The organism is Nonomuraea sp. NPDC003804 (assembly GCF_040610675.1).
Lineage (GTDB): Bacteria > Actinomycetota > Actinomycetes > Streptosporangiales > Streptosporangiaceae > Nonomuraea.
In genome coordinates this window covers 59261-81951 of sequence record NZ_JBEXMT010000041.1, presented here as the reverse complement: position 1 = coordinate 81951, position 22691 = coordinate 59261, and the positions used below count along the sequence as shown (strand labels likewise).

Genomic DNA, 22691 nt, shown 5'->3' with positions numbered 1-22691 from the left:
CCCCCTCGGGACGGGTGTAAAGGGGCAGCAAACACCTTGCAGATTAACGCCCTGTGTTCCGTTGAATGCAGCCAACCCACAAGTTCCGTGCCCGGCTACGGTGGGTCGCATGCGAGCGATTGTCATCACCAAGCCCGGTGGACCTGAGGTTCTGGAGTGGCGGGAGGTGCCGGACCCTCGTCCTGAGCGGGGCGAAGTCGTGATCGATGTCACGGCCTCCGCGGTCAACAGAGCCGATGTGATCCAGCGGCTGGGCTTCTACGACCCGCCGCCCGGCGCCTCGCCCTATCCGGGTCTGGAGTGCTCGGGGGTGATCTCCCAGGCCGGCCCCGACGTCGTCGGGTTCGAGGTCGGCGACCGGGTCTGCGCGCTGCTGGCCGGCGGAGGCTACGCCGAGCGCGTCGCCGTGCCGTGGCAGCAGGTCATGCCCGCGCCCGGCGGGCTGTCGCTGACAGAGGCGGCGGGACTGCCCGAGACGGTCTGCACGGTGTGGTCGAACGTCTTCATGACGGCCAGGCTCCGGCGCGGCGAGACGCTGCTGGTGCACGGCGGCGCGAGCGGCATCGGCACGACCGCGATCCAGCTCGCCAAGGCGTTCGGCGCGCGCGTGGTGGTGACGGTCGGGTCGCCGGAGAAGGCCGAGCGCTGCCGTGAGCTGGGCGCCGACGAGGCGATCGACTACCGCACCGAGGACTTCGCGGAGAAGGTCCAGGCGGACGTGATCCTCGACATCATGGGCGCCAGGTATCTCCCGGGGAACGTCAAGGCGCTCAGGACCGGCGGGCGCCTGGTCGTGATCGGGCTGCAGGGCGGCGCCAGGGGCGAGCTCGACCTGCACGCGCTGACCAGGAAGCGCGCCGCCGTCCACGGCACCACGCTGCGCTCCAGGCCGGTGGACGAGAAGGGCGCGATCGTGCGCGGGGTGGTGTCCGACGTGTGGCCGCTGGTGTCGGCGGGCGCGGTCAGGCCCGTCGTGCACGCCCGGCTGCCGATGGCCGAGGCCGCCCGCGCCCACGAGCTTCTCGACTCCGGGTCGCACGTGGGCAAGATCCTGCTGGAGGCCCGTCCCGAGGAGTAGGAGCTTCGGCTACCACGAGGCACCTGCGCCAGTTGCAGGTAGGTTTGAGGGCATGAACGCTGAGGAGAACACCCCCCACATCGTGGTGGTGGGACCCGAGGGCATCAGCGCCCAGGGCGATAGTGATGCGCACGACGAGCGGTCGATCACCAACCTGGTCGAGCAGCCCGCCAAGGTGATGCGCATCGGCAGCATGATCCGCACCCTGTTGGAAGAGGTCAGGGCGGCGCCTCTCGACGAGGCCAGCCGCAAGCGGTTGAAGGAGATCCACGAGAGCTCCATCAAGGAGCTCGAGGACGGTCTCGCCCCCGAGCTGGTCGAGGAGCTCGAGCGGTTGTCGCTGCCGTTCACCGACGACAACGGCACCCCACCGAGTGACGCCGAGTTGCGCATCGCCCACGCCCAGCTCGTCGGATGGCTTGAAGGCTTGTTCCACGGGATCCAGACCACCCTCTTCGCGCAGCAGATGGCGGCCCGTGCCCAGCTGGAGCAGATGCGCAAGGCGCTGCCCGGCGGGTTGACGCAGCAGGACGCGCAGCGGGCCAGCGGCTCCGGCCCCTACCTGTAGAGCTCTTCCAGCACCGCCGCCACGCCGTCGTCGTCGTTCGCCGCGGTCACGTGGTCGACCGCGGCGAGCACGTCGGGATGGGCGTTGGCCACGGCGTAGGAGATGCCTGCCCAGGCGAGCATGGGCAGGTCGTTCGGCATGTCGCCGAACGCGATGACCTCGTCGGGCTCGATCCCGTGCGCCGCCGACAGCGTGGCGAGGGCGGAGGCCTTCGTCACGCCCTGAGCGCTCATCTCGACCAGTGCCCTGCCGCTGGAGTGGGTGGCGGTCACCAGGTGGCCGACAAGCTCGTGGACGGCCGCGTGGAGGCTGTCGGGGTCCATTCCGGGATGAAGGGCCAGGAGCTTGGCGCAGGGGCGTGAGGTGAGCGTCGAGGTGCCGACTCGCAGCCCCGCCACGGCCTTGCTGTCGATGCCGCTGAGCCGGAAATCCGACTCGTGCGCAAATCCGCCTTCGTACTCGACCGAAAATGTCAGATCGGGGACGTTCGCTCGAAGCTGAGCGACGACCTCTTCGAGGATGTCGGCCTCGATGAGGTGGGACTCCACGATCCGCTCGGTGTGGAGGTCGTAGAGCAGCGCTCCGTTGGCGCAGATGGCCAGTCCGCGGTGCCGTACGGCGTTGGCGACCACCTGCATCCACCTGGGCGGACGGCCTGTGACGAAGACCAGCATCGCCCCGGCGCGCTCGACCTCGGCGAAGGCCGCGGCGGTGCGCGAGGACACGGTTCCGTCGGCGCGGAGGGCGGTCCCGTCGAGGTCGGTGGCGACGAGTCGAGGGGCGGGAGAGTGGCTCGGCATAACAGCTTCCAGTTTGCACTGTGCGGCCGCAGTCCAGAAATCTTCCTGGCACGGGAACACCAACGCGGCGGAATGGTGTTAGATGTGATGGCGTTGTATTAGCTGATCCCGAAGTGAAAACCGGCACGAGATTGTCTGAGCCACCCCGGGTGCTTGCTGTACGACACACCGGGATTCGCGAGGTGCGGGTCCCATAGATTCACATCCTGAGGGAGAGCTTTTATGGCTCAGGGAACCGTCAAGTGGTTCAACGCCGAGAAGGGCTTCGGCTTCATCGCCCCGGACGGCGGTGCGCCGGACGTGTTCGTGCACTTCTCCGAGATCGTCGGCTCCGGCTACCGCAGCCTCGAGGACGGCGCGCGGGTCGAGTTCGAGATCACGCAGGGCCAGAAGGGGCCGCAGGCCTCCCAGGTTCGCGCTGTCTGACCTGATAGCTACGAGTTGAGAGCGGGGACCATCCAGGTCTCCGCTCTTCTCGTGTCCGCCTCCTCGTGGCCGTCCCCGGCGCTCAGCGGTACACCAGGCCCGACAGCCGCCACGCCAGCCTCTTCCTGAAGACCGGGAGCACCGCCAGCATCCTGAGCAGGACGTTCCGCAGCGGGCGCCACCGCCTGCCGACCGTCGCCAGCCCGGTGAGCCGCCCGGCGAACCTCACCACCTGCTCGGCCGCAGGCCGCCGCCGGGCCGCGTAGCCGTCCAGCGGGCCTTCCGCGCCGGTCCGCAGCGCCTCGCCCAGCGCCTCGCCGAGCGCCGCCGCGTCCTGCAGGCCCGCGTTCATCCCCTGCCCGCCCGCCGGGCTGTGCACGTGGGCGGCGTCGCCCGCGAGCACCACGCGCCCGGCACGGTAGCTGTCGGCGACCCTGTGGTGCACCCTGAAGCGCGATCCCCAGACGACCTCCTCGATCACCACCGGCTCCTTCGCGGGGCCGCGCAGGTCGAGCAGGCGCTGCACGAAGGCCACGTCCGGCTTGTCCGGCGCCTGGTCGACCGTCGCCACGATCCTGAACGCGCCTCCCGGCAGGGGCGCGACCACCACCAGGCCCTCGGGGGAGAAGAACAGCTCGACCTCGTCGGCGGGGACGCCGCCGCGCAGCCGTACGTCGGCCAGGGAGAACGACTCCGCGTACGTCCCGCCGGTGAAGCCGATGCCCGCCTGCTCGCGCACTGTGCTGTGCATGCCGTCCGCCCCGACGAGATACCTCGCCCGCACCTGGCTGCCGTCGTCGAAGGCCGCCGTGACGCCCTCGCCGTCCTGCTCCAGCCCCACCAGCCGGTACGGCCTGGCGACGCGCCCGCCGAGCGCCTCCAGCCTGGCCAGCAGGATCCGCTCGGTGTCGGCCTGGGAGATCATCAGCGTGTAGGGGTAGGCGGTCGGCAGCCGCCGGAAGTCGACGGGCACCAGCACCCTGTCCCTGTCCCTGATCGTGAAGCGGGGGGAGTGGATGCCGCGCGCGGTCATGGTCGCGGTGACGCCGAGCGGTTCGAGCACCTCGAGGGTGCGGGCGTGGACGGCGGCCGCGCGGGAGGTGTTGTCCCCCTCGGCCTGGTCGTCGGCGACGGTGACGTCGAAGCCCTGCTGGGCGAGGGACACGGCGACGGCGAGCCCGGTGGGGCCGGCGCCGATGACGAGGACGTCCGTGCTGGTGTTCATCTCGCACTTCCTTCCGGTCAACGCTTGTTGGCATCACTATGACCCCGCGGCGAGTGGCATGTCAACACTTGTTGGCCTACAGTTGTTGACATGAGGAGAACGTCCGAGGACACCAAGGCGGCGATCCTGGCCGCCGCCAGGGAACGCTTCGCCGCCGACGGCTACGAGAAGGCCACCATCAGGGCCATCGCCGCGGACGTGGGCATCGACCCGGCCATGGTGATGCGCTACTTCGGCGCCAAGGAGAAGCTGTTCGCCGCGGCGGCCCACATCGACCTGCGCTTCCCCGACCTGACCGCGACGGCCCCCGAGGAGGTGGGGGCCGCGATGGTCAGGCACTTCCTGTCGCTGTGGGAGGCCGACGAGGCGCTCCAGGTGCTGCTCCGTACCGGTGTCACCAACGAGGCCGCCGCCGGGCGCATGCGGGAGATCTTCGCCGCCCAGCTCGCGCCCGTGGCCGCCCGCCTGTGCCCCGATCCCGCCTCGGCACCCGTCCGGGCCGGCCTGGCGGCCTCCCAGATCCTCGGCATGGCGCTGGCCCGCTACATCCTGCGGCTGCCGCCGGTGGTCGCCATGACGCACGACGAGATCGTCGCCTGGCTCGGTCCCACCCTCCAGCGCTACCTGACCGCCTGACCGCCGCCCGGCTGGCGCGAAGGTGATCGACGTCGCCTAGGGTGGAGACATGCTCTGACGCCTGCCCGGACCCCGGGCACCCCCGCGACATCCTTCGCCCGCCTGTCACATCCGACTCCGGCCCGACGAAGGAGACACCTCACTCATGACCATCGACGTCCCCGACGCGTTCGCCGCGTCCTACGGCGCCAACGGCGCCGAGGCGCGCGCCTGGCTCGCCGCGCTCCCCCGCCTCGGCGGCGACCTGCTGGAGCGCTGGGAGCTGCGCCCCGACGGCCCGGCCGCCCACGGCATGGCCTCGCTCGTCCTGCCCGTGCGCCGGGCCGACGGCACGCCCGCCGTCCTCAAACTGCAGCAGCTGAGGGAGGAGACCGCGGGCGTCGCCACCGGCCTGCGAGCCTGGAACGGCGACGGCATCGTGCGCCTGCTCGACCACGACGAGGAGAGCGGCACCCAGCTGCTGGAACGCCTGGACGCGGCCAGGACACTGGCGACGGTGCCCGGCGACCACGCGGTCATGCCGGTCCTCGCCGACCTGATGGCCCGCCTGACCGCGCAACCGGCTCCGGCCGGCCTGCGGCGGCTGGCCGACATCGCCGCCGCCATGCTCGACGAGGTACCGCAGGCCGTCACGGCCCTGCGCGACCCCGCCGAGCAGCGGCTGCTGCGCACCTGCGCGGCCGCCGTGGCCGAGCTGGCCGGTGAAGCCGGCGACCGCCTGCTGCACTGGGACCTGCACGACGGCAACGTCCTGGCAGGGGAGCGGCAGACCTGGCTGGCCATCGACCCCGAACCGCTGGCCGGCGACCCCGGGTTCGAGCTGCTGCCGGCGCTGGACATCCGCTGGGATCAGGTGGCGGCGACCGGCGACGTCGAGCGTACGGTGCTGCGCCGCTTCGACCTGCTGACCGAGGCCCTCGGCCTGGACCGGCAGCGGGCGACCGGCTGGACGCTCGGCCGCGTCCTGCAGAACGCGCTGTGGGACATCGAGGACGGCAGGGGCGCGTTCGAGCCCGCCCAGGTCGCCATCGCCACGGCCCTGCTGGACCGAGCGGCCCCTGCCGTACGGGGATGACGACGTCGGCCCCGCGCGACAGGCGCGGGGCCGCTGAGCGTGACGGCCCCGCGCGACGGGCGCGCGGGGCCGCGGGCGGGCTACTTGGCCGGCTCCAGGACGTCGAGGCCCACGTAAGGCCGCAGCGCCTTGGGCACCACGACCGAGCCGTCGGCCTGCTGGTGGTTCTCCAGGATGGCGACGATCCACCGGGTGGTGGCGAGCGTGCCGTTGAGGGTGGCCAGGAACTGCGGCTTGCCGTCCTTGTCGCGGAACCTGGCGCCCAGCCTGCGCGCCTGGAACTCGGTGCAGTTGGACGTCGAGGTCAGCTCGCGGTAACGCCCCTGGGTCGGGATCCACGCCTCGCAGTCGAACTTGCGCGCCGCCGACATGCCGAGATCGCCCGCCGCGGTGTCGATGATGCGGTACGGCACCTCGATCTTGGCCAGCATCTCCTTCTCCCACGCGAGCAGCCGCAGGTGCTCGGCCTCGGCCTCCTCCGGCCTGCAGTAGGAGAACATCTCGACCTTGTCGAACTGGTGGACGCGGATGATGCCGCGGGTGTCCTTGCCGTAGGAGCCCGCCTCGCGCCGGAAGCACGACGACCAGCCCGCGTAGCGCAGCGGCAGCTGCCCGCCGTCGACGATCTCGTCGCCGTGGTAGCCCGCCATCGACACCTCGGAGGTGCCGACCAGGTAGAGGTCGTCGTCGGGCAGGCGGTAGATCTCCTTGTCGTGGGCGACGTGGAAACCGGTGCCGGCCATGGTCTCGGGCTTGACCAGCACCGGCGTGATCATCGGGATGAAGCCCGACTCGATCGCCTGCTGCATGGCCATGTTGAGCATTCCGAGCTGCAGCCGCGCGCCGACGCCGCGCAGGAAGAAGAAGCGCGAGCCGGACACCTTGGCGCCGCGCTCCATGTCGATGGCGCCGAGCAGCTCGCCGAGCTCCAGGTGGTCGCGCGGCTCGAAGTCGAACTGGCGCGGCTCGCCGACGGTCTCCAGCACGACGTAGTCGTCCTCGCCGCCGTGGGGCGCCTCGGTCGAGACGATGTTGGGGATGGTGCCGAGCAGCTCCTCCAGCTCGGCGGCGAGCTTCTCAGCCTCGGCCTCGGCCGTCTTGACCTGGCCGGCGAGGTCCTTGGCCCGCTGCAGCAGCGCCTGCTTCTCCTCGCCCGAGGCCTTGGAGACCGACTTGCCCATGGACTTCTGCTCGGCGCGCAGAGACTCGAACGAGGTCAGCGCGGCGCGGCGGCGCTCGTCCAGGTCGAGCAGCGTGTCGACGACGGCGTCGTCCTCACCGCGGGCACGCTGCGAAGCCCGTAGCCGGTCGGGGTCCTCACGAAGGGTACGCAGGTCAATCACACCCCAAGGCTACCGACCCGTCACCTCCGCCCGCGCCCGCTTTCTCATCTGGTACGGCACCCCCGGGCGGACGGGATGCGGCACGCGCTGGTGGCGCCGAGGGACGCCGGTCAGACCCGGCCCGACCGGATGCGCGCCAGCCAGTCGCCGGCCTCGGCGAAGTCGGCGTCCGCCGTACCCCTCTTGGCCTGGGGGGCGACCCCGTCGGCCCGCGGGTAGCTGCCGAGGAAGCGCACCTCGCCGCAGACCCGGTGCAGGCCGGACAGCGCCTCGCCGACCCGCGCGTCGGCGACGTGACCCTCGAAGTCGAAGTGGAAGAAGTAGCGCCCGATGCCCTCGCCCGTGGGGCGCGACTCGATGCGGGTCAGGTTGACCCCGCGCACCGAGAACTCGGTCAGCATCTCCAGCAGCGCGCCAGGGTGGTCGTCGGTGAGGAAGACCACGAGCGTGGTGCGGTCGGCGCCGGTCGGCTCGGGCAGCGGCCCCGGGCGGGCGACCCTGACGAAGCGGGTCACCGTGTCGGACCTGTCGCCGATGTTGGCGGCGATCTCGACCAGGCCGTAGTGCTCACCGGCGATGCGCGCCGCGATCGCCGCGTCGTACGGCGAGCCCGGCAGCGACACCTCCTGGGCCGCGGCGGCCGTGGAGGGCGCGGCGACGACGACCGCGTCGGGCAGCTCCCTGGCGATGAAGCCCCTGCACTGGGTGATCGCGGCCGGGTGGGTGTAGACGCGCTTGATGTGCCTGAGCTCGGTGTCGGGCCTGGCCAGCAGCGAGAACTGCACCGGCAGCAGCAGCTCCGCCGTGATGAGCAGCGGCTCGCCCCAGGCGAACTCGTCGAGCGTCGAGGTGATCGCGCCCTCGAGGGAGTTCTCCAGGGGGACGACCGCCCCGTCGGCCTCGCCGGCGCGGCAGGCGTTGAGCGCCGCGCTGACGGTGGCGCAGGGCAGGCGCTCGGCGTCGGGCGCCATGAGCCGCAGGGCCTCTTCGGTGAAGGTGCCCTCCGGCCCGAGATAGGCGAGACGAGACATGACTACAGGGTAGTCAACGCCTCGCCATCTGTGGTTCGAACTCGGGTCCGAGGCCGAGCCTGGCCGCGCGCACGGCCTCTTCCTCCTCGGGTGACAGCGGCTGCGCGCCCTTGCCGCCGACCACCGGACGCACGTAGGTGCGGGTCTCGGAGCGGCCGTTGATGGACGTGAGCACGATGCCGTCGCCCAGGCCGTTGATCATGGCGATCGAGAACGAGAGGCGGCCGGTCATCTCCTGGAGCGCGTCGTAGCGGTAGACCGCCACGTCGCGGATCGCCTTGAGGTCACCCCTGCCGGCGGCCTGCCGGGCGAGCATCCGCCGGCAGTCGTCGAGGGCCTCGCGCGCCCGCCTGAGCGCGAGCCAGCCGATGACGGCGCCACTGACCCCGGGGAGGACGCCCACGACGAGCCAGAGAGTAATCAGCACATCACCAAGAGTGTCACAAGATCTGGCGCCGTTTGGGCAACCAGACGCCAAGCAGCCAGACGAGCGCGACGGCGCCGAGCCCGAAGGCGTTCTGCACGATCTTCCCGACGACCGGGCTCACGACGGGGATCTCCGCCGCCTTGATCGCCACGCCCCACCACGGGATCGGCAGCACGTAGTAGAGCCACACGCCGACCGCCACGCGCAGCCGTACGACGTCGTGGCCGTTGCCGACCAGCGCGCCGAGGACGACCACCACCCAGGCCAGGTGGTGGATCCACGCCACGGGCGACAGCAGCACGGCCATCAGCCCGACCAGCGCCACCGAGGTCATGAGGTCGCCCCTGTCGAGGGCCTGCCTGGCGAAGCGGAAGCCGTACCAGCCGACGACGGCCACGAGCGCGATCCAGAGGACCGACGTCAGCGTGGGGTCGAGGTAGAGCCGGATGAGCATGCCCCGCATCGACTGGTTGGTGGTGGCGGCGTTGGCGCCGAGGCGCTCGGGGTCGAGCAGCGCCCTGAACCAGAAGTCGACCGCGTCGCGGGGGATGACGGCGAACGGCATGAGCGTGAACAGCGCCGTGCTGAACGTCGCCATCCAGAAGGTCTTCCACTGCCGGGTGACGAGCAGGTAGATCAGGAAGACGCCGGGGGTGAGCTTCACCGCCGTGGCCAGGCCGATCAGCAGCCCGCGCGGCCACCACGGCCGTTTCGCCGCGCAGTCGGCCAGGCACAGCGCCACCAGCAGGATGTCCACCTGCCCGAAGCGCACCTGGTCGCGGATCGGCATCAGGTACGCGCACGCCACCATCAGGAACGCGAACACCAGCGGGTTCCTGTTGACGACCGGCCGGAAGGCGAAGCCCACGGTCACGGCCAGCGCGGCGTAGATCCCGGCCGTCCACACCCACTGCGCGGTCTCCCACGACATCCACGCCAGCGGTACGGCCAGCAGCGCCGCGACCGGCGGGTAGGTGAAGGGCAGCAACTGCGGGGCCGGGGTGAAGAAGTCGTAGACGGGCCGGCCCTCCAGCACCATCTGCCCGCCCGTACGGTAGACGTCGAGGTCGACCAGGCGCTGGTCGTCGGCGTTGGTCAGCCACGTCTCGACCAGCGGCCAGACCGCCAGCGCGACGAGCGCCACGGCCAGCGGCCACAGCCACCATCGTCGCCCGAGCGCGGGCACTGCACCACCTGTCACGATGTGGCACGTTACCGTGGCTGCTACCGATCGAGCGCGCCGACTGCTACGACCACGGGGGTCCCGCCATGCCGCACCGCACCCTGGCACGCCTGTGCCTGGGCCTGCTCGCCGTGCTCGCCACCGTCCTGGTGGCGAGCCCTTCACCGGCGGCCGGGGCGACCGCGCGGGGGCGGGTGGCGCTCATCGGGGTGCCGGGGCTGCAGTGGAGCGACGTGCTGGACGCCAGGCTCACCCCGACGCTGTGGCGGCTGGTCGGCGAGGGCGCGTCCGCGTCGCTGTCGACGCGGGTGGTGCCGCCGCCGAACCGGGGCACCGCGTGCCCGATGGCCGGGTGGCTGACGGTGTCGGCCGGGCAGCGGGCCGGGGCGCCCGGCTGCGAGCTGCCCCGTCCTCCCGCCGGCGGGGTCGTCCCTGGCTGGGCCGAGCTGACCGCCTTCCAGGGGACGACCGGCTACGACGCGGTGCCGGGCACGCTCGGCCAGGCCGTCGCCGACGCGGGAGGCAGGGTGGCGGCCGTCGGGCCCGGCGCGGCGCTGGCCGCGGCCGACAGGGCGGGGCGGGTGCCGCACTACGCGGCGACCCCCGAGGAATTGACCGATCCCGCCAACTTCGACCTGCTGGTGATGGAGGCCGGCGCGTTCGCCGACGTCTGGAACACCCAGCCGCGCGACGCCGACGGCGTCCCCGCCGACCTCGACCCGGCGCAACGGCTGACGGCCGCCGCCCAGGCCGACCACCAGATCGGCGCCTTCGTCGACCGGCTGCCGCCCGGCACCACGATCCTCGTCGCCGGGCTGTCCGACACCTCGGGAGCCGCCCAGCTCCACGTCGCCGTCGCCGAGGGCGCGCCGTTCCGCCACGGCCTGCTGACCGCCGCCTCCACCCGCCAGGACGGGCTCGTCACGATCACCGACGTGACCGCGACCGCGCTGCGCCTGCTCGGCGTCGAGCGCCCCACCGGCGTGGTCGGCAGGACGTGGGAGAACGACGGCGCCGCGCCGCCCACCGTCGCTGAGACCGCCGCCACGCTCACCGACCAGAACCGGGCCAGCCAGACGCTGCGCGAGGTGAGAGGGCCGTTCTTCGCCGTCTTCGTGGCGGTTCAGGTGCTCTTCTACGCGGTCGCCGCGATCGTCCTGCGCCGCCGCAGGTCGGCCGCCTCCGGCGCCGTACCTGACGGGGCCGCCTCCGCCGCCGTGCCCGACGCGGCCGCCTCACGGGTGCTCGTCGCCGTCCAGGTGGTCGCGGTGCTGAGCGGGTCCGTCGCGGTGTCCACCTTCCTGGCCCAGCTCGTGCCGTGGTGGAGCGTGGGCGGGCCGATGCTCGCCGTGATCGTCACCATCGTGGCCATCGCCGGGATCATCACCGGGCTCGCCTTCGCCGGCCCCTGGCGGTCCCACGTGCTCGGGCCGCTCACCGTCGTGGCCGGCATCACCTCGCTGGCGCTGGTCGTCGACGTCATGACCGGGTCCCGGCTGCAGGTCAACGCCGTCACCGGCTACGAGCCCGTCACCGGCGGCCGCTTCTACGGCTTCAGCAACATCGCCTTCGCCGTGTGCGCGACCGGCACGATCCTCGCGCTGGCCGGTGTCGCCTCCTGGCTGCTCGGCCGCCTGTCCAGGCCGCTGGTCGTGCTGCTGTGCGCCGCCTACGGGGGCTTCGCCGTGTTCACCGACGGCTGGCCCGGCTGGGGCGCCGACTTCGGCGGGGTGCCGGCGTTCGTGATCGGGCTGGCCGTCTTCCTCATCCTGCTGTCGGGCCGCCGGGTGTCGCTGGTCAAGCTGCTGCTGGTGGGGCTGGCCGGCGCCGCCCTCATCGGGGCCATCGCCTTCGCCGACTGGCTGCGGCCCGCCGACCAGCGCACCCACCTCGGCACGTTCGTCCAGCAGATCATCGACGGGCAGGCGCCGGCCGTGGTGTGGCGGAAGTTCAGCTCGATGATCGGCATCACCGTGGGCAACTGGCAGCTGACCCTGCTGTCGCTGGTGGCGCTGGCCTTCCTGTTCTTCGTCCTGGACCGGCCCTCGCGGTGGGGGGCCTCGGCGCTCGGCCGCGCCTACGGCTTCGCGCCCACTCTGCGTGCCGGGCTGTTCGGGGCGCTGACGTGCGCCTTCGTCGGGTTCCTTGTCAACGACTCCGGCATCGCGATCCCCGCCATGGCGCTGACGGTCGCGGTGCCGCTCACGCTGGCCGCCTGCGTGCGCGCCCTCCAGCTCGCCACGCCCACCACGCCAGAGCCGCCGTCAGCGCCAGCAGCAGCCACGGCACCACCTGCGCCCTGACGACCGTCGTCAGCCACGCCAGGTCGGCGGGCTGGCCGTCGACCCTGGCGGGCAGGTAGGCCAGCGACAGCAGCGTGAGGTGGGCGACGAGGAAGAGCTCGACCCCGGCCACCGCCCACATGGCCACCAGCGCGAACGCCAGCCCGTCGTACCAGGGCAGGATGTACGGCGTGGCGAACACGTACGCCACGACGAGCACCGCCGCCACCCTGACCGCGTCGGCGGGCGGCCGCTGGAGCCTGAACAGCGCCCACGCCAGCAGCCCCATCACGACGAACGCGCCGACCTGGATCTCGCCCCGGTACGCGCTGCCCGTGCCGACGACGGCCTGCAGCCAGCCCTGGACGATCCGCCAGTAGGAGGCCAGCGAGATGGCCTTGCCCGCCCTGCTCACCTGGTCGAAGGCGTGGGCGCCGGCCCACAGGTAGCCCGCCGCCGCCACGGCCAACGCCGTCCCCGCGACCAGGGCCAGGCGCCCGGGACGGCGGCGCAGCTCCCATGCCGGGCCGAGCGCCACGATGCCGGCGTTGAGCTTCACCGCCACGCCGAGCCCGAGCATCGCCCCGGCCGCGGGTGTGCCGTTCAGCATCAGCGCGGCCACCATGAAGGCGATGGCCAGCGTGTCGACGTGCAGCCCGGCGACGAGGTGGTACAGCAGGAGCGGGTTGGCCGTCCACAGCAGCGCCGCCCGTGACCGCAGCACGGGGTCGGCGCGGGTGAAACGGTCGAGGAGCAGCCCGGTGGCGATGAACGCGGCGGCGTTGACGAGCGACAGGACGAAGATCGTCAACCGGACGGAGTCGCCGCCGATCCAGCTCGCCAGCGCCTGGACCGCCGTGGCGACCGGCCCGTAGACGCTGGGCTCCTCGCGCCAGGGTCGCTCCACCGCCGCCGCGACGGGATCGCCGGGCAGGTCGACCGCGCCGTGGGCGTAGGGGTCGAGGCCGAGCGTGACCATGCGCCCGTAGGCGGCGTAGTTCAGGTGGTCGGCCGAGCCGGACGGCGGCAGGAACGCGAGCACCACGGCGGCGCCGTACCCGGCCATGACCAGTCCGCGCGCGGGCAGCCGGCCGCCGCAGCGCAGGTGCAGCAGCCCGACGGCCAGCCCGAGCCCGCCGGTGACGACGGCCGTCGCGCCGAGCGCGATGACGAGGTGCGGCGCGGGGGCGGCGGCCACCCAGTACGGCGGCTGCCAGGCGGGACCGGCGAGCCCGGGGACCATCGCCGAGGGGCCGAGCAGCCCGATCGTGACCGTCAGCAGGACCGACACGCCGACGAGCAGGGGGGCGGCGAACGTGGCCAACCCTGGCCTCGGCTCGGTTCCCGCCTGCGATGTCACCCGGAAATTCCAGCACATCATCGCCGCTCTCGCGCCCGGACCCCACACCGCGCCCCTCCGCGGCGAACCTCGGACCGAGCGGCTCCCCCGGTCTCAGCGCTTCCTCGGCCCCGCTGCCACCGGGCCCGCCGGCCACGGGCGCCCCCGTGTCTGGACTGAATGTCCAGTCTGGACGTATAGTCCAAACATGGAGATGGTGGCGGATGACGCGGACCCGCGCGTGCGAACATGGGCGCCGGTGTGCCAGGCGATAGCCCTGCTGCTGGGCCCCTACGCCGAAGTGGTCCTGCACGACGTGGCACGTGACCAGGTGCTGGCCATCTGGAACCCGACGAGCAACCGCACGGCCGGCGACCCCTCCCTGCTGGGCGAGCTGGACGGCCTTGATCCGTCGGCCCACGACGTCTACGGCCCGTACCAGAAGCTGCTCGCCGACGGCCGCCGGCTGTCGTCGGTCAGCGCCGTGCTGCGCGATCCCGACGGGCGGCCGTCGGCCCTCCTGTGCGTCAACCTCGACCGCACCCCGCTGGACCAGGCGGCCGCGCTGCTGGCGGGCTTCGCCGCACCCGTGCGGCCGCGTCCCGAGGCGCTGTTCGAACAGGACTGGGTCGAGCGGGTGCACCAGATCATCGGCTCGTTCGTCCGCGACCGCGGCCGCCCGGTCGAACGCCTCGGGCGTGAGGACCGCCTCGCCGTCCTCACCGAGCTCGACGCCGCGGGCGTGTTCGCCGTACGGCGGGCGGCCCCCGTCGTCGCCGGCGCGCTCAAGGTGTCGCGCTCCACCCTCTACGCCCTGCTCGCCGAGCTCAAGGTGCAAAGGAACGACTCGTGACCCGACTGCCAGACTTCCGGCTGGAGACCTACTTCTCGCGCTGGGAGTTCACCGCCCGCCACCATCTGACGGCCTCCGACGCCCAGACGATGACCATGACCGAACTGCTCGCGCTGGCCGACGACCAGGACCGCCACGCCTGGGAGACGCTGTCGCTCGGCTACACCGAGACCTTCGGCGACCCGGCCCTGCGGCAGGCCGTCGCGGACACCTACACCCACGCCGACGCCGACGACGTGATCTGCTTCGCGGGCGCCGAAGAGGCTCTGTACGTGGCCATGCAGGTCCTGCTCGGGCCCGGTGACCACGCGGTCGTCGTCACGCCCAACTACCAGTCCGCCGAGACCGTGCCGCTTTCGCTGTGCGACGTGACCGGCGTCGCCCTGGACCCGGAACGCGACTGGGCACTGGACCTGGACCAGGTCGTCGCGGCCCTCCGCCCGAACACCCGGGTGGTGTCCGTCAACTTCCCCAACAACCCGACCGGGAAGATCATCGACGCGGAGGACTTCACCCGCCTGGCCCGGCTGTGCGACGAGCGCGGGATCCACCTGTTCAGCGACGAGGTCTACCGCGGGCTCGAACTCGACCCCTCCCGCACCCTGCCGCAGGCGGCCGACCTGTCGGACAGCGCCCTGTCGCTGAACGTCACCTCGAAGTCGCTGGGCATGCCAGGACTGCGGATCGGCTGGATCGTCTGCCGCGACAGGAAGCTGCGCTCGCGGCTCGAACGCGCCAAGCACTACACGACCATCTGCAACTCGGCGCCGAGCGAGGTGCTCGCCCGCATCGCCGTCAAGGCCCGCGAGCGGATCCTGGACCGCAACCGCGGCATCATCGCCGCCAACCTTCCGGTGTTCGACGCGTTCTTCGCCGAGTTCGGCGAGCTGTTCCAGTGGCGGGCGCCCGACGGCGGCTGTGTGGCCTACCCCCGCTACCTGGGCCGCGACGGGGTGGAAGCCTTCTGTACCGACCTGGTCGAACAGGCGGGGGTCCTGCTGCTGCCGGCCGGCATCTACCGTTCCGAGCTCACCGCGACGCCCGCCGACCGGTTCCGCATCGGCGTCGGGCGTCGCGATCCCGAGCCCGCGCTCGACGCCCTCGCGGCATGGCTGCGCGGCCGCCGATGACCGTCACCGTCCTGGGCCTCGAAGCGCTGGAGGCGGCGGCCCGACCGGCCACCGTCCTCGACACCGTTCGCGCCGCGCTCATCGCCCACACCGAAGGCCGCACCACCGTACCCGCGCCCCTCCACCTGGACTTCCCCGAGGCGGAAGGCGACTGCCACGTCAAGGCGGGGTGGATCACCGGCGCCGACGACTTCGTCGTCAAGATCATCTCTGGGTTCTACCGGAACCCCGACCGCGGCCTTCCGACCAACCACGGGCTGGTCTGCGTCGTCAGCGCGCACACCGGCGAGGTGCGGGCCGTCCTCGACGACAGGGGACGGCTGACCGCCTGGCGTACGGCGGCCGCGGGCGCGCTCGTCACCCACGCGATGTCCAGGGCCGACGCGGACACGGTAGGGGTGTTCGGCACCGGCGAGCAGGCCAGGCTGCAGGTGGAATGGCTGGGCATGCTGCGCCCCCTCACCAGGGTGCTGGTCCACGGCAGGACCCCGGCCAAGGCGGCCGCGCTGTGCGACTGGCTCGGCGAGCGCGGGTACGCGGCCAGACCCGCCTCCGCCGGCGAGGCGGCCGGGGCCGACATCGTCATCACCACGACACCCGCCACCGCGCCGGTGCTGGACGCCGCGGCGGTCAGGCCGGGAGCCCACGTCACCGGCGTCGGCGCGGACATGCCGCACAAGAACGAACTACCGGCCGACCTGTTCCGCCGGGCGGAGACGATCGTGACGGACGACCACGCCCAGTGCCTGCACCACGGGGATTACGGCCACGCGGTGCGAGCGGGGGCGGTGGCCGAACACGCCGACACGGCCGCGGGAGCCGTCCTGGCCGGCCCGGTGCGGCGATCGGCCACGGCCGTCACGGTCGCCGACCTCACCGGCGTCGGCGCCCTCGACGCGGCCCTCGCCTCGGCCCTGATCAACAGCGCCCCCTAGCCACCACTCTTCACCGCCCCGCCCGGAACCCCGTACACGAACAGCCCGGACGACGGGCCCGCAGACGGCAGCATGCGTGCGTGCGTGGCGGGGTTCCGGAAAGCGCGGCGTGCGTGCGGATGGCGCTCGTGCGGGGCGCGTGCGTTGCTTGCGGGGCACTTACGTTCGGATGGTGTCCTTGTGGGGCGCGTGCGTGCGGGTGGCGTGCTTGTGGGGCGCGCTTATGGGGCGCGTGCGTGCGGGTGGCGTGCTTGTGGGGCGCGTGCGTGCGGCGTGCGGGCGGGGTATCGACGGGGTGCTGGGCGGGCGGCGGGGTTTGCGCGTCATACCGGTGGACGGCGGCGGCGCCCGGGCGGCGTGGGGCCGCGGCGCACAGGCAGCCCAGTGCGCGGGCAAGCGGCGGCGGCCGGCCGCGGAACGGCGGCGGTGCGCGGGGGCGCGGGCGGCCGGGACGCGGAAGGGGCCGGCCGCGGAACGGCTGGCGGGATCCGCGGGGCAGGCGACCTCAGAGGCGGATCTTGGCCAGGTTGTCCCTGATGATCGGCTCCCGGGTGGCGAGCGCGCGCGCCACGTCCCTGAGCTGCCTGGCCCTGTGCAGCTGGGCCCGCCAGTCGGTCCCGGTCGCGCGGTGCGCCATGTCCACCTCGACCTCCACCACCCGGAACCCCTTGCGCACCAGGTCGATGGTCAGCGCCGTCTCCACGCCGAACCCATGCGCCAGCGGGCGGGCCGCCTCGAAGGCGTCCCGCGTCAGGCAACGCTGGCCGTTGAGCGGCTGGGCCGCCGAGAACCCTGACGCCCGTTTGATCCCGTCGCGCGCCAGCCGGACCACGATGCCGTGACCGCCCAGCTTGACCCGGGTGGCGAAGACCGCGATGGTCATGTCCGCCTCTCCCGCGCGCACCGGCTCCACCAGTGCGGAGGCGGCGCGCGCGGTGTCGCCGAGGTCGGCGTCCAGGAACAGCAGGTGCCGAGGCGTCGGCCCGTCGAGCAGCCGTACCGCCTCGGCGCCGCTCTCCATGGCCCCGGCCTTGCCGCGGTTGCGGCTGTGCCGTACGACCCTGGCACCCGCCGCGCGCGCCACCCTGCCCGTCTGGTCGGTCGAGCCGTCGTCGACGACCACGACGAGGTCGACGCCCGGCAGCTTCGTGGCCGCGGCCACGGTCGCGCCGATGCGTTCGGCCTCATCCTTGGCCGGGATGACGACCGCTACGCCGGTCACGAGCCCTCGGAGATCAGCAGCTCCTCGGGGACTTCCTCGTGCACGGTGAAGACCGAGTCGAGGCCCGTGACCTGCAGAATCTTCCGTACGGCAGGCCGCGGCGCGGCCACCTCCAGCTGCCCGCCCCGCTCCCGCACCCGCTTGAGCGCCGAGAGCAGCACGTTCATCCCCGTGGAATCGCAGAAATCCACGAGGGACATGTCGATGACCACACGGCTGGGCCCCTCCTGCAGCAGCCGGGTGAACTCCGACTGCAGGCGGGGCGCCGTGTACAGGTCGATTTCACCGGCGATCTCCACAAGGGCGTGGCCGGCATGTGATCGAGTCGAGACCTTGAGCTCCACATGGGCAGGCTAGCGGCGCTGAGGCTCTGGGTCACGTTCTCACGCCGATAGGGGGAGGTCGGGTTTTTGTCCCCCGTTTCGGCCCCATGAAAACGCAGAGTACGCGAAGCTTGACGCTATGAAACAGGGGCGTGGCCAGGCATGTCGAGGGGGAGAACTCGATGACTGATGATCACCTAGAAGACCCGCGCCGCCGGCGACTACGTGAACACCTGGAGGTTTTGCTGATCCGCGCAGAGAAGTCCGCCTCATGGCGAGAGGAGACCAGCCGCCTGCGCGGTCTGGTCAATCTGGATGGGTTCGTCCCCGTCCGTACCCGGCTGGCGTCCGAGGATCTCGACTTCCTCGCCGACGCCCGCGACGATCTGATCACCTTCACGCAGCTCGGTCTGCGCCTGATCGACCTGCACCAGCCGCGCGACGCGGGCGGCATCACCAGTGACGCCGCGCATCCGATCCTGCGGTGCCGCAGCTGCATGTGGCGCTGGCCGTGCCCGACCTTCCGGGCGTTCACCGACTCTTTCGCCGAAACGTGCGGCCTGCCGGAGTCGGCCTGACGGGCCGGCCCCCTTCTCGGGCCCGCGGCTCCTCCTCAGGAGCATGACTCCCGGGATCGCGGCCTCCGCTTGGGACCGCGGCTCCTCCCCAGGAGCACGACTCCCCGGGACCGCGGCCTCCCCTCGGGAACGCTGCTCCACCCGGGAACGCTGCTCCACCCGGGAACGCTGCTCCACCTCAGGAACGCGTTCTGTCAGGAACGCGGCTCCTCCTCAGACAGCACGGCTCGCCGGGACCGGGGCTCCTGCTCGGGAACCCGGCGGATCGAGGACCGCTGGCCGCGGCCTGAGCCCTTCCGGCCGGACATCGGCTGCCCGACTCGCAGGCACCCGCGCTGCTTCTCCCCCCACGGATTTCGCGCCCACGTGGTACCACCTGAAGCCCAGCGCCCCGCCTCCACGTCCACGGCCCGCCGTCACCGCCGGATCCGGTTCCGCGCCTGCTCGCCGGTCGAGGCGACGATCTTCGCGTGCAGACCTGGCGAACCCCCGTCGGCCCCGGGTTGCCGGTTGCTCGGTGACGTGGGATGCGAGGCGCGGGGCTGCGGGTCCGGCGGTTGACGCCAGGTGCGGGTCGGGTGGTGGACGGGCCGGGCAGGCCGCCTCGTAGCATCATCGAGGGGCAGAGGCTGGAGGTCGCGTGAACGTCCGAAGGAAGTCGCCGCCGGCGTTATTCGTGCTGATCTTCGGGCTTTCGCTGCCGTTCTGGGTGGTCGGCGCGCTGGTCGAGAGTCCCGAGGGCATGCCGATGGGCCTGCCCGTGAGCGCGCTCATGTTCGTGGCGCCGCTCGTGGCCGCGGTGATCCTCTCGGCGCGGGAGCACGGCCGCGCGGGCGTCGGGGAGCTGCTGCGCAGGGCGGTCGACCACCGGAAGATCGAGTCGAGGGCCTGGCTCACGGTCGCCGTGCTGCTGATGCCCGCGGTGCTGCTCCTGTCGTACGGCGTGCTGTCGCTGCGAGGGGACGCGCTGCCCCCGGCCGCCATCTCGTGGGCGTCGGTGCCGGTGCTGCTTGTGCTGTTCCTGGTGGCCGCCGCGGCCGAGGAGCTGGGCTGGATGGGGTACGCCGTCGATCCGCTGCGGGCTCGATGGGGCGCGACGGTCGCCGGTGTCGTCATCGGGGCGGTGTGGGGCCTGTGGCATGTCGTGCCGTGGGCCCAGACGCACGCTCCCGGCTGGGTGGCGGGGCAGTTCCTGATGACCGTCGCGCTCAGGGTGGTCATGGTCCGGGTCTACGTCAACGCCGGCGGGAGCGTCCTGACCAGCATCGTCGTGCACGCCATGACCAACCTCGGCATCGCCCTGTTCCCACGTGACGGCTCGCACTTCGACCCGGTCGTCACCGGAGTGATCGTGACGGCCGTCGCGGTCGCGGTGACACTCGGCGCAGGCACGCGGTGGCGCGGCCGCGAGGCCTCCGCCGGTGGGGCCTCGCGACCGAGGTCCGGCGTCGGCGAGGCCCCTGCCGGTGAGGTCCCGCAGGCGTGACGTCCGGTGCCGGTGCGACTCCCGTCGGTGAGGTCCGGCGTCGGTGAGGAAGGTCCCGAGGTCGTGAGGTCCGACGTCGGTGAGCCCCAGCGACCGAGGTCCGGCGTCGGTGAGCCTCTGCGACCGAGGTCCGGCGTCGGTGGGCCCCCGTCGGTGAGGCCCCGCGGGCGGGAGGTGTCAGCGTGTCGGCTGCTCGCCGCCGAACGTCATCCGCCTGGCCTGCGCGTAGCGCTCGCGCAGCCCCGGGGTGACGTCGGCCTCGTGGACCTCGGGTGTCCCCACCGACCACGTGGGCGGCTCCGCGCCCCCTGACAGCAGCCATGCCGCCTGCCTCGCGGCCCCGTCGGCGACGTACTCGCCGGGCGGCGGGACGATCACGGGCCGCCCGAACACGGTGGGGGCGATCCGCCTGACCGCCGTCGACCGGGCGCCACCGCCGATGAGCAGGATCCGCTCCGGCGACATGCCGAGCGCGTCGAGGGCGTCGGCGAGGCCGCACAGCATGCCCTCGACCGCCGCCCGCGCCAGGTGGGCCGGTGTCGACGTGGACAGCCGCAGGCCGTGGACGGCGCCCGTCGCCTCGGGCAGGTTGGGGGTGCGTTCGCCCTCCAGGTACGGCACCAGCGTCAGCCCCTCGGCCCCCGGCGGCGCCTGGAGGGCCAGCGAGCCGAGATCGTCCAGCGAGACGCCGAGCATCGCGGCCGCCGCGTCGAGGACCCTGGCCGCGTTGAGCGTGCACGCCAAGGGCAGGAAGCGTCCCGTGGCGTCGGCGAAGCCCGCCACCATCCCGCTGGCGTCGCGGCTGGGTGTGTCGGCGACCGCGAACGCGGTGCCCGACGTGCCGACGGACACCACGACGTCACCGGGCAGGGCGCCGACGCCGAGGGCGGCCGCCATGTTGTCGCCCGTGCCCGCCCCCAGGCGGATCCCCGGTGGGAGGCCGGCGGCGCCGGTGACGCCGGGGGAGTCGTGCGGGCCGAGAACGCGGGGTAGCAGCGGGACCGCGCCGAAGGCGGCCTCGAGCAGGTCGGGGCGGTAGTCGCCGGTGATGGGCGACCAGTAGCCGGTGCCTGAGGCGTCGCCCCTGTCGGTGGCCAGGCCCTCCAGCCCTGCAGCGCCCGCCAGCCGCCAGGTGAGCCAGTCGTGCGGCAGGCACACGGCCGCGGTGCGGGCGGCGTGCTGCGGCTCGTGGGTGGCCAGCCAGCGGAGCTTGGCGATCGTGAACGAGGCCACGGGCACGCTGCCCACCGCCTCGGCCCACGCCTGCGCCCCCGTCGAGGCCACCAGTTCGGCGGCGGAGGTGGCCGAGCGGGTGTCGTTCCACAGCAGCGCGTCGCGCACGACCTGCCCCGACTCGTCGAGGCAGACCATGCCGTGCTGCTGGCCGGCGACGCTGACGGCGGCCACGTCGTCGAGGCCGCCGGCCTGCGCGACGGCCGTCTCGAGCGCGTTCCACCAGCGGGCAGGGTCGACCTCGGTGCCGTCGGGGTGGGCGGCGCGGCCCTGCCGTACGAGACGGCCGGTGTCGGCGTCTCTGACGACGACCTTGCAGCTCTGGGTGGAGGAGTCGATCCCCGCGACGAGAGTCATGTCCGCACGCCCAGCAGGTGTTCGAGCGCGAGCTGGTTGAGGCGGCTGTAGTGGTAGCCGCGCGCGGCGTCGGGCGCCTCCTCGCGCAGGAGGTCGTCGTAGGTCTCGCCAGGCGCGAGGGTGGGGACGGCCAGCTCGGACACCCTGCTGGCGGCCATCGCCTCCCGCACCTCGGGGTCGGCCCTGAACGCCGCGGCCTTCTCCTTGAGGATCAGGTACGTGCGCATGTTGGCCGCCGCGGACACCCACACGTCGGCGGCGTTCTCGGTGCGCGCGGGCTTGTAGTCGAAGTGGCGCGGGCCGTCGTAGCCGCCGTGCTCCAGCAGGTCGACCAGGAAGAAGGCGCTCTTCACGTCGCCGTGGCCGAAGACCAGGTCCTGGTCGTAGCGCGGACCGTGCTGGCCGTTGAGGTCGATGTGGAAGAGCTTGCCGTGCCACAGCGCCTGCGCGATGCCGTGGACGAAGTTGAGCCCGGCCATCTGCTCGTGGCCGACCTCCGGGTTGAGCCCCACCATCTCAGGGTGCTCGAGGGAGTTGATGAACGCCAGTGCGTGGCCGATCGTCGGCAGCAGGATGTCGCCGCGCGGCTCGTTGGGCTTGGGCTCGATCGCGAACCTGATGGAGTAGCCCTTGTCGATCACGTAGGACGCCAGGATGTCCATGGCCTCCTTGTAGCGGGCCAGCGCGGACCTGATGTCCTTGGCCGCGTCGGACTCGGTGCCCTCGCGACCGCCCCAGCACACGTAGGTGGTCGCGCCCAGCTCGGCGGCCAGGTCGAGGTTGCGGATGACCTTGCGGATGGCGTGCCGGCGCACGTCGCGGTCATTGCTGGTGAAGGCGCCGTCCTTGAACACCGGGTGGGTGAACAGGTTGGTGGTGGCCATCGGCACCTTCAGCCCGGTCTCGCCCAGCGCCTTCCTGAAGGCCGTCACCGCCTTCTCGCGGTCGGGCTCGGTGGCCAGCAGGTCGTCGTCGTGGAAGCTGACCCCGTAGGCGCCGAGCTCGGCCAGCCGGTGCACGCTCTCCACCGGGTCGAGCGGCGCCCTGGTGGCGTCGCCGAACGGGTCGCGCGCCTGCCAGCCAACCGTCCAGAGGCCGAAGGTGAACCGGTCCGCGGGGGTGGGCTCGTACATGGCGCCTCCCAATTAGTTTGGACTACCG

The 22691-nt window shown here is 72.4% G+C and carries 22 protein-coding genes; 11 read left to right on the top strand and 11 right to left on the bottom strand.

Going from position 1 to position 22691, the window contains the following annotated elements:
• Nucleotides 1–109: 109 nt before the first annotated feature.
• Both ABZX22_RS39730 and ABZX22_RS39725 read left to right on the top strand, forming a co-directional pair.
• Nucleotides 110–1078, top strand: coding sequence for an NAD(P)H-quinone oxidoreductase (locus tag ABZX22_RS39730; RefSeq protein ID WP_354920522.1), 969 nt, complete (start codon nucleotides 110–112; stop codon nucleotides 1076–1078).
• A 52-nt stretch (nucleotides 1079–1130) separates the two neighbouring features.
• Complete coding sequence (locus ABZX22_RS39725; protein ID WP_354920519.1) at nucleotides 1131–1646, top strand: bacterial proteasome activator family protein; 516 nt, start codon at nucleotides 1131–1133, stop codon at nucleotides 1644–1646.
• Here ABZX22_RS39725 and ABZX22_RS39720 read toward each other — a convergent pair.
• Nucleotides 1637–2446 carry a Cof-type HAD-IIB family hydrolase gene (locus ABZX22_RS39720; protein ID WP_354920516.1) on the bottom strand — a complete coding sequence of 270 codons (810 nt, stop codon included), beginning with the start codon at nucleotides 2444–2446 and terminating at the stop codon, nucleotides 1637–1639. The genes ABZX22_RS39725 and ABZX22_RS39720 overlap by 10 nt on opposite strands.
• Nucleotides 2447–2668: 222 nt before the next feature.
• On the opposite strand from ABZX22_RS39720, the gene ABZX22_RS39715 reads away from it, so the two are divergent.
• The gene (locus ABZX22_RS39715) at nucleotides 2669–2872 is read left to right on the top strand and encodes a cold-shock protein (protein ID WP_354920513.1); all 204 of its coding nucleotides are present in this window, start codon (nucleotides 2669–2671) and stop codon (nucleotides 2870–2872) included.
• A gap of 82 nt (nucleotides 2873–2954) precedes the next feature.
• Here the strand turns inward: ABZX22_RS39715 and ABZX22_RS39710 are convergent, their stop codons facing one another.
• Entirely contained in the window at nucleotides 2955–4097 is a 1143-nt protein-coding gene (locus tag ABZX22_RS39710) for an FAD-dependent oxidoreductase (RefSeq protein WP_354920510.1), read from the bottom strand.
• Between the two features lie 90 nt (nucleotides 4098–4187).
• On the opposite strand from ABZX22_RS39710, the gene ABZX22_RS39705 reads away from it, so the two are divergent.
• A complete protein-coding gene (locus tag ABZX22_RS39705; RefSeq protein ID WP_354920507.1) occupies nucleotides 4188–4733 on the top strand; it encodes a TetR family transcriptional regulator in 546 nt (181 codons plus the stop codon).
• A 145-nt stretch (nucleotides 4734–4878) separates the two neighbouring features.
• Nucleotides 4879–5808 carry an aminoglycoside phosphotransferase family protein gene (locus ABZX22_RS39700; protein WP_354920505.1) on the top strand — a complete coding sequence of 310 codons (930 nt, stop codon included), beginning with the start codon at nucleotides 4879–4881 and terminating at the stop codon, nucleotides 5806–5808.
• Between the two features lie 80 nt (nucleotides 5809–5888).
• Here the strand turns inward: ABZX22_RS39700 and serS are convergent, their stop codons facing one another.
• The 4 genes from serS to ABZX22_RS39680 all read right to left on the bottom strand — a co-directional run bounded on the left by serS (nucleotide 5889) and on the right by ABZX22_RS39680 (nucleotide 9810).
• Nucleotides 5889–7151, bottom strand: a complete 1263-nt coding sequence (gene serS / locus ABZX22_RS39695) for a serine--tRNA ligase (protein ID WP_354920502.1) — start codon at nucleotides 7149–7151, stop codon at nucleotides 5889–5891.
• 110 nt (nucleotides 7152–7261) lie between these two features.
• The gene (gene pheA / locus ABZX22_RS39690) at nucleotides 7262–8182 is read right to left on the bottom strand and encodes a prephenate dehydratase (protein WP_354920499.1); all 921 of its coding nucleotides are present in this window, start codon (nucleotides 8180–8182) and stop codon (nucleotides 7262–7264) included.
• Nucleotides 8183–8195: 13 nt separating this feature from the next.
• On the bottom strand, nucleotides 8196–8609 hold the full coding sequence (locus tag ABZX22_RS39685; protein ID WP_354920496.1) for a DUF4446 family protein: 414 nt from the start codon (nucleotides 8607–8609) through the stop codon (nucleotides 8196–8198).
• 13 nt (nucleotides 8610–8622) lie between these two features.
• Complete coding sequence (locus tag ABZX22_RS39680; RefSeq protein ID WP_354920493.1) at nucleotides 8623–9810, bottom strand: glycosyltransferase 87 family protein; 1188 nt, start codon at nucleotides 9808–9810, stop codon at nucleotides 8623–8625.
• A 68-nt stretch (nucleotides 9811–9878) separates the two neighbouring features.
• Between ABZX22_RS39680 and ABZX22_RS39675 the strand changes: the two genes are divergently transcribed.
• Nucleotides 9879–12095, top strand: coding sequence for a hypothetical protein (locus ABZX22_RS39675; protein ID WP_354920490.1), 2217 nt, complete (start codon nucleotides 9879–9881; stop codon nucleotides 12093–12095).
• On the opposite strand, the gene mptB is transcribed toward ABZX22_RS39675, so the two are convergent.
• The gene (gene mptB / locus ABZX22_RS39670) at nucleotides 11995–13434 is read right to left on the bottom strand and encodes a polyprenol phosphomannose-dependent alpha 1,6 mannosyltransferase MptB (RefSeq protein WP_354920488.1); all 1440 of its coding nucleotides are present in this window, start codon (nucleotides 13432–13434) and stop codon (nucleotides 11995–11997) included. The genes ABZX22_RS39675 and mptB overlap by 101 nt on opposite strands.
• A 187-nt stretch (nucleotides 13435–13621) precedes the next feature.
• Between mptB and ABZX22_RS39665 the strand changes: the two genes are divergently transcribed.
• The 3 genes from ABZX22_RS39665 to ABZX22_RS39655 are packed head-to-tail and all read left to right on the top strand — an operon-like array spanning nucleotide 13622 to nucleotide 16331.
• Nucleotides 13622–14266: a PAS domain-containing protein gene (locus ABZX22_RS39665; RefSeq protein ID WP_354920485.1), complete on the top strand. Its 645-nt coding sequence runs from the start codon at nucleotides 13622–13624 to the stop codon at nucleotides 14264–14266.
• Complete coding sequence (locus ABZX22_RS39660; RefSeq protein WP_354920483.1) at nucleotides 14263–15396, top strand: pyridoxal phosphate-dependent aminotransferase; 1134 nt, start codon at nucleotides 14263–14265, stop codon at nucleotides 15394–15396. Before ABZX22_RS39665 ends, ABZX22_RS39660 begins: the two co-directional genes overlap by 4 nt.
• Entirely contained in the window at nucleotides 15375–16331 is a 957-nt protein-coding gene (locus ABZX22_RS39655; RefSeq protein WP_354920480.1) for a hypothetical protein, read from the top strand. The genes ABZX22_RS39660 and ABZX22_RS39655 overlap by 22 nt, the downstream gene beginning before the upstream one ends.
• A 505-nt stretch (nucleotides 16332–16836) precedes the next feature.
• Here the strand turns inward: ABZX22_RS39655 and ABZX22_RS39650 are convergent.
• Both ABZX22_RS39650 and ABZX22_RS39645 read right to left on the bottom strand, forming a co-directional pair.
• The gene (locus ABZX22_RS39650) at nucleotides 16837–17553 is read right to left on the bottom strand and encodes a glycosyltransferase (protein WP_354920477.1); all 717 of its coding nucleotides are present in this window, start codon (nucleotides 17551–17553) and stop codon (nucleotides 16837–16839) included.
• Nucleotides 17550–17897: an STAS domain-containing protein gene (locus ABZX22_RS39645; RefSeq protein ID WP_354920474.1), complete on the bottom strand. Its 348-nt coding sequence runs from the start codon at nucleotides 17895–17897 to the stop codon at nucleotides 17550–17552. The genes ABZX22_RS39650 and ABZX22_RS39645 overlap by 4 nt, the downstream gene beginning before the upstream one ends.
• Nucleotides 17898–18028: 131 nt before the next feature.
• On the opposite strand from ABZX22_RS39645, the gene ABZX22_RS39640 reads away from it, so the two are divergent.
• Complete coding sequence (locus tag ABZX22_RS39640) at nucleotides 18029–18454, top strand: hypothetical protein (RefSeq protein WP_354920471.1); 426 nt, start codon at nucleotides 18029–18031, stop codon at nucleotides 18452–18454.
• A gap of 640 nt (nucleotides 18455–19094) precedes the next feature.
• Entirely contained in the window at nucleotides 19095–19940 is an 846-nt protein-coding gene (locus ABZX22_RS39635; protein WP_354920469.1) for a type II CAAX endopeptidase family protein, read from the top strand.
• 177 nt (nucleotides 19941–20117) lie between these two features.
• On the opposite strand, the gene xylB is transcribed toward ABZX22_RS39635, so the two are convergent.
• Both xylB and xylA read right to left on the bottom strand, forming a co-directional pair.
• Nucleotides 20118–21530: a xylulokinase gene (gene xylB / locus ABZX22_RS39630; protein WP_354920466.1), complete on the bottom strand. Its 1413-nt coding sequence runs from the start codon at nucleotides 21528–21530 to the stop codon at nucleotides 20118–20120.
• Nucleotides 21527–22663, bottom strand: coding sequence for a xylose isomerase (gene xylA / locus ABZX22_RS39625; RefSeq protein WP_354920463.1), 1137 nt, complete (start codon nucleotides 22661–22663; stop codon nucleotides 21527–21529). The genes xylB and xylA overlap by 4 nt, the downstream gene beginning before the upstream one ends.
• Nucleotides 22664–22691: the final 28 nt, after the last annotated feature.

Bases quoted from the DNA above. Each gene is read 5' to 3' on its own strand.
- ABZX22_RS39655 (WP_354920480.1), top strand. From the start codon at position 15,375: ATGGCTGCGCGGCCGCCGATGACCGTCACCGTCCTGGGCCTCGAAGCG.
- ABZX22_RS39705 (WP_354920507.1), top strand. From the start codon at position 4,188: ATGAGGAGAACGTCCGAGGACACCAAGGCGGCGATCCTGGCCGCCGCC.
- xylB (WP_354920466.1), bottom strand. From the start codon at position 21,530: ATGACTCTCGTCGCGGGGATCGACTCCTCCACCCAGAGCTGCAAGGTC.
- ABZX22_RS39715 (WP_354920513.1), top strand. From the start codon at position 2,669: ATGGCTCAGGGAACCGTCAAGTGGTTCAACGCCGAGAAGGGCTTCGGC.
- ABZX22_RS39730 (WP_354920522.1), top strand. From the start codon at position 110: ATGCGAGCGATTGTCATCACCAAGCCCGGTGGACCTGAGGTTCTGGAG.
- ABZX22_RS39710 (WP_354920510.1), bottom strand. From the start codon at position 4,097: ATGAACACCAGCACGGACGTCCTCGTCATCGGCGCCGGCCCCACCGGG.
- ABZX22_RS39725 (WP_354920519.1), top strand. From the start codon at position 1,131: ATGAACGCTGAGGAGAACACCCCCCACATCGTGGTGGTGGGACCCGAG.
- pheA (WP_354920499.1), bottom strand. From the start codon at position 8,182: ATGTCTCGTCTCGCCTATCTCGGGCCGGAGGGCACCTTCACCGAAGAG.
- ABZX22_RS39675 (WP_354920490.1), top strand. From the start codon at position 9,879: ATGCCGCACCGCACCCTGGCACGCCTGTGCCTGGGCCTGCTCGCCGTG.
- xylA (WP_354920463.1), bottom strand. From the start codon at position 22,663: ATGTACGAGCCCACCCCCGCGGACCGGTTCACCTTCGGCCTCTGGACG.
- ABZX22_RS39665 (WP_354920485.1), top strand. From the start codon at position 13,622: ATGGAGATGGTGGCGGATGACGCGGACCCGCGCGTGCGAACATGGGCG.
- ABZX22_RS39700 (WP_354920505.1), top strand. From the start codon at position 4,879: ATGACCATCGACGTCCCCGACGCGTTCGCCGCGTCCTACGGCGCCAAC.
- ABZX22_RS39720 (WP_354920516.1), bottom strand. From the start codon at position 2,446: ATGCCGAGCCACTCTCCCGCCCCTCGACTCGTCGCCACCGACCTCGAC.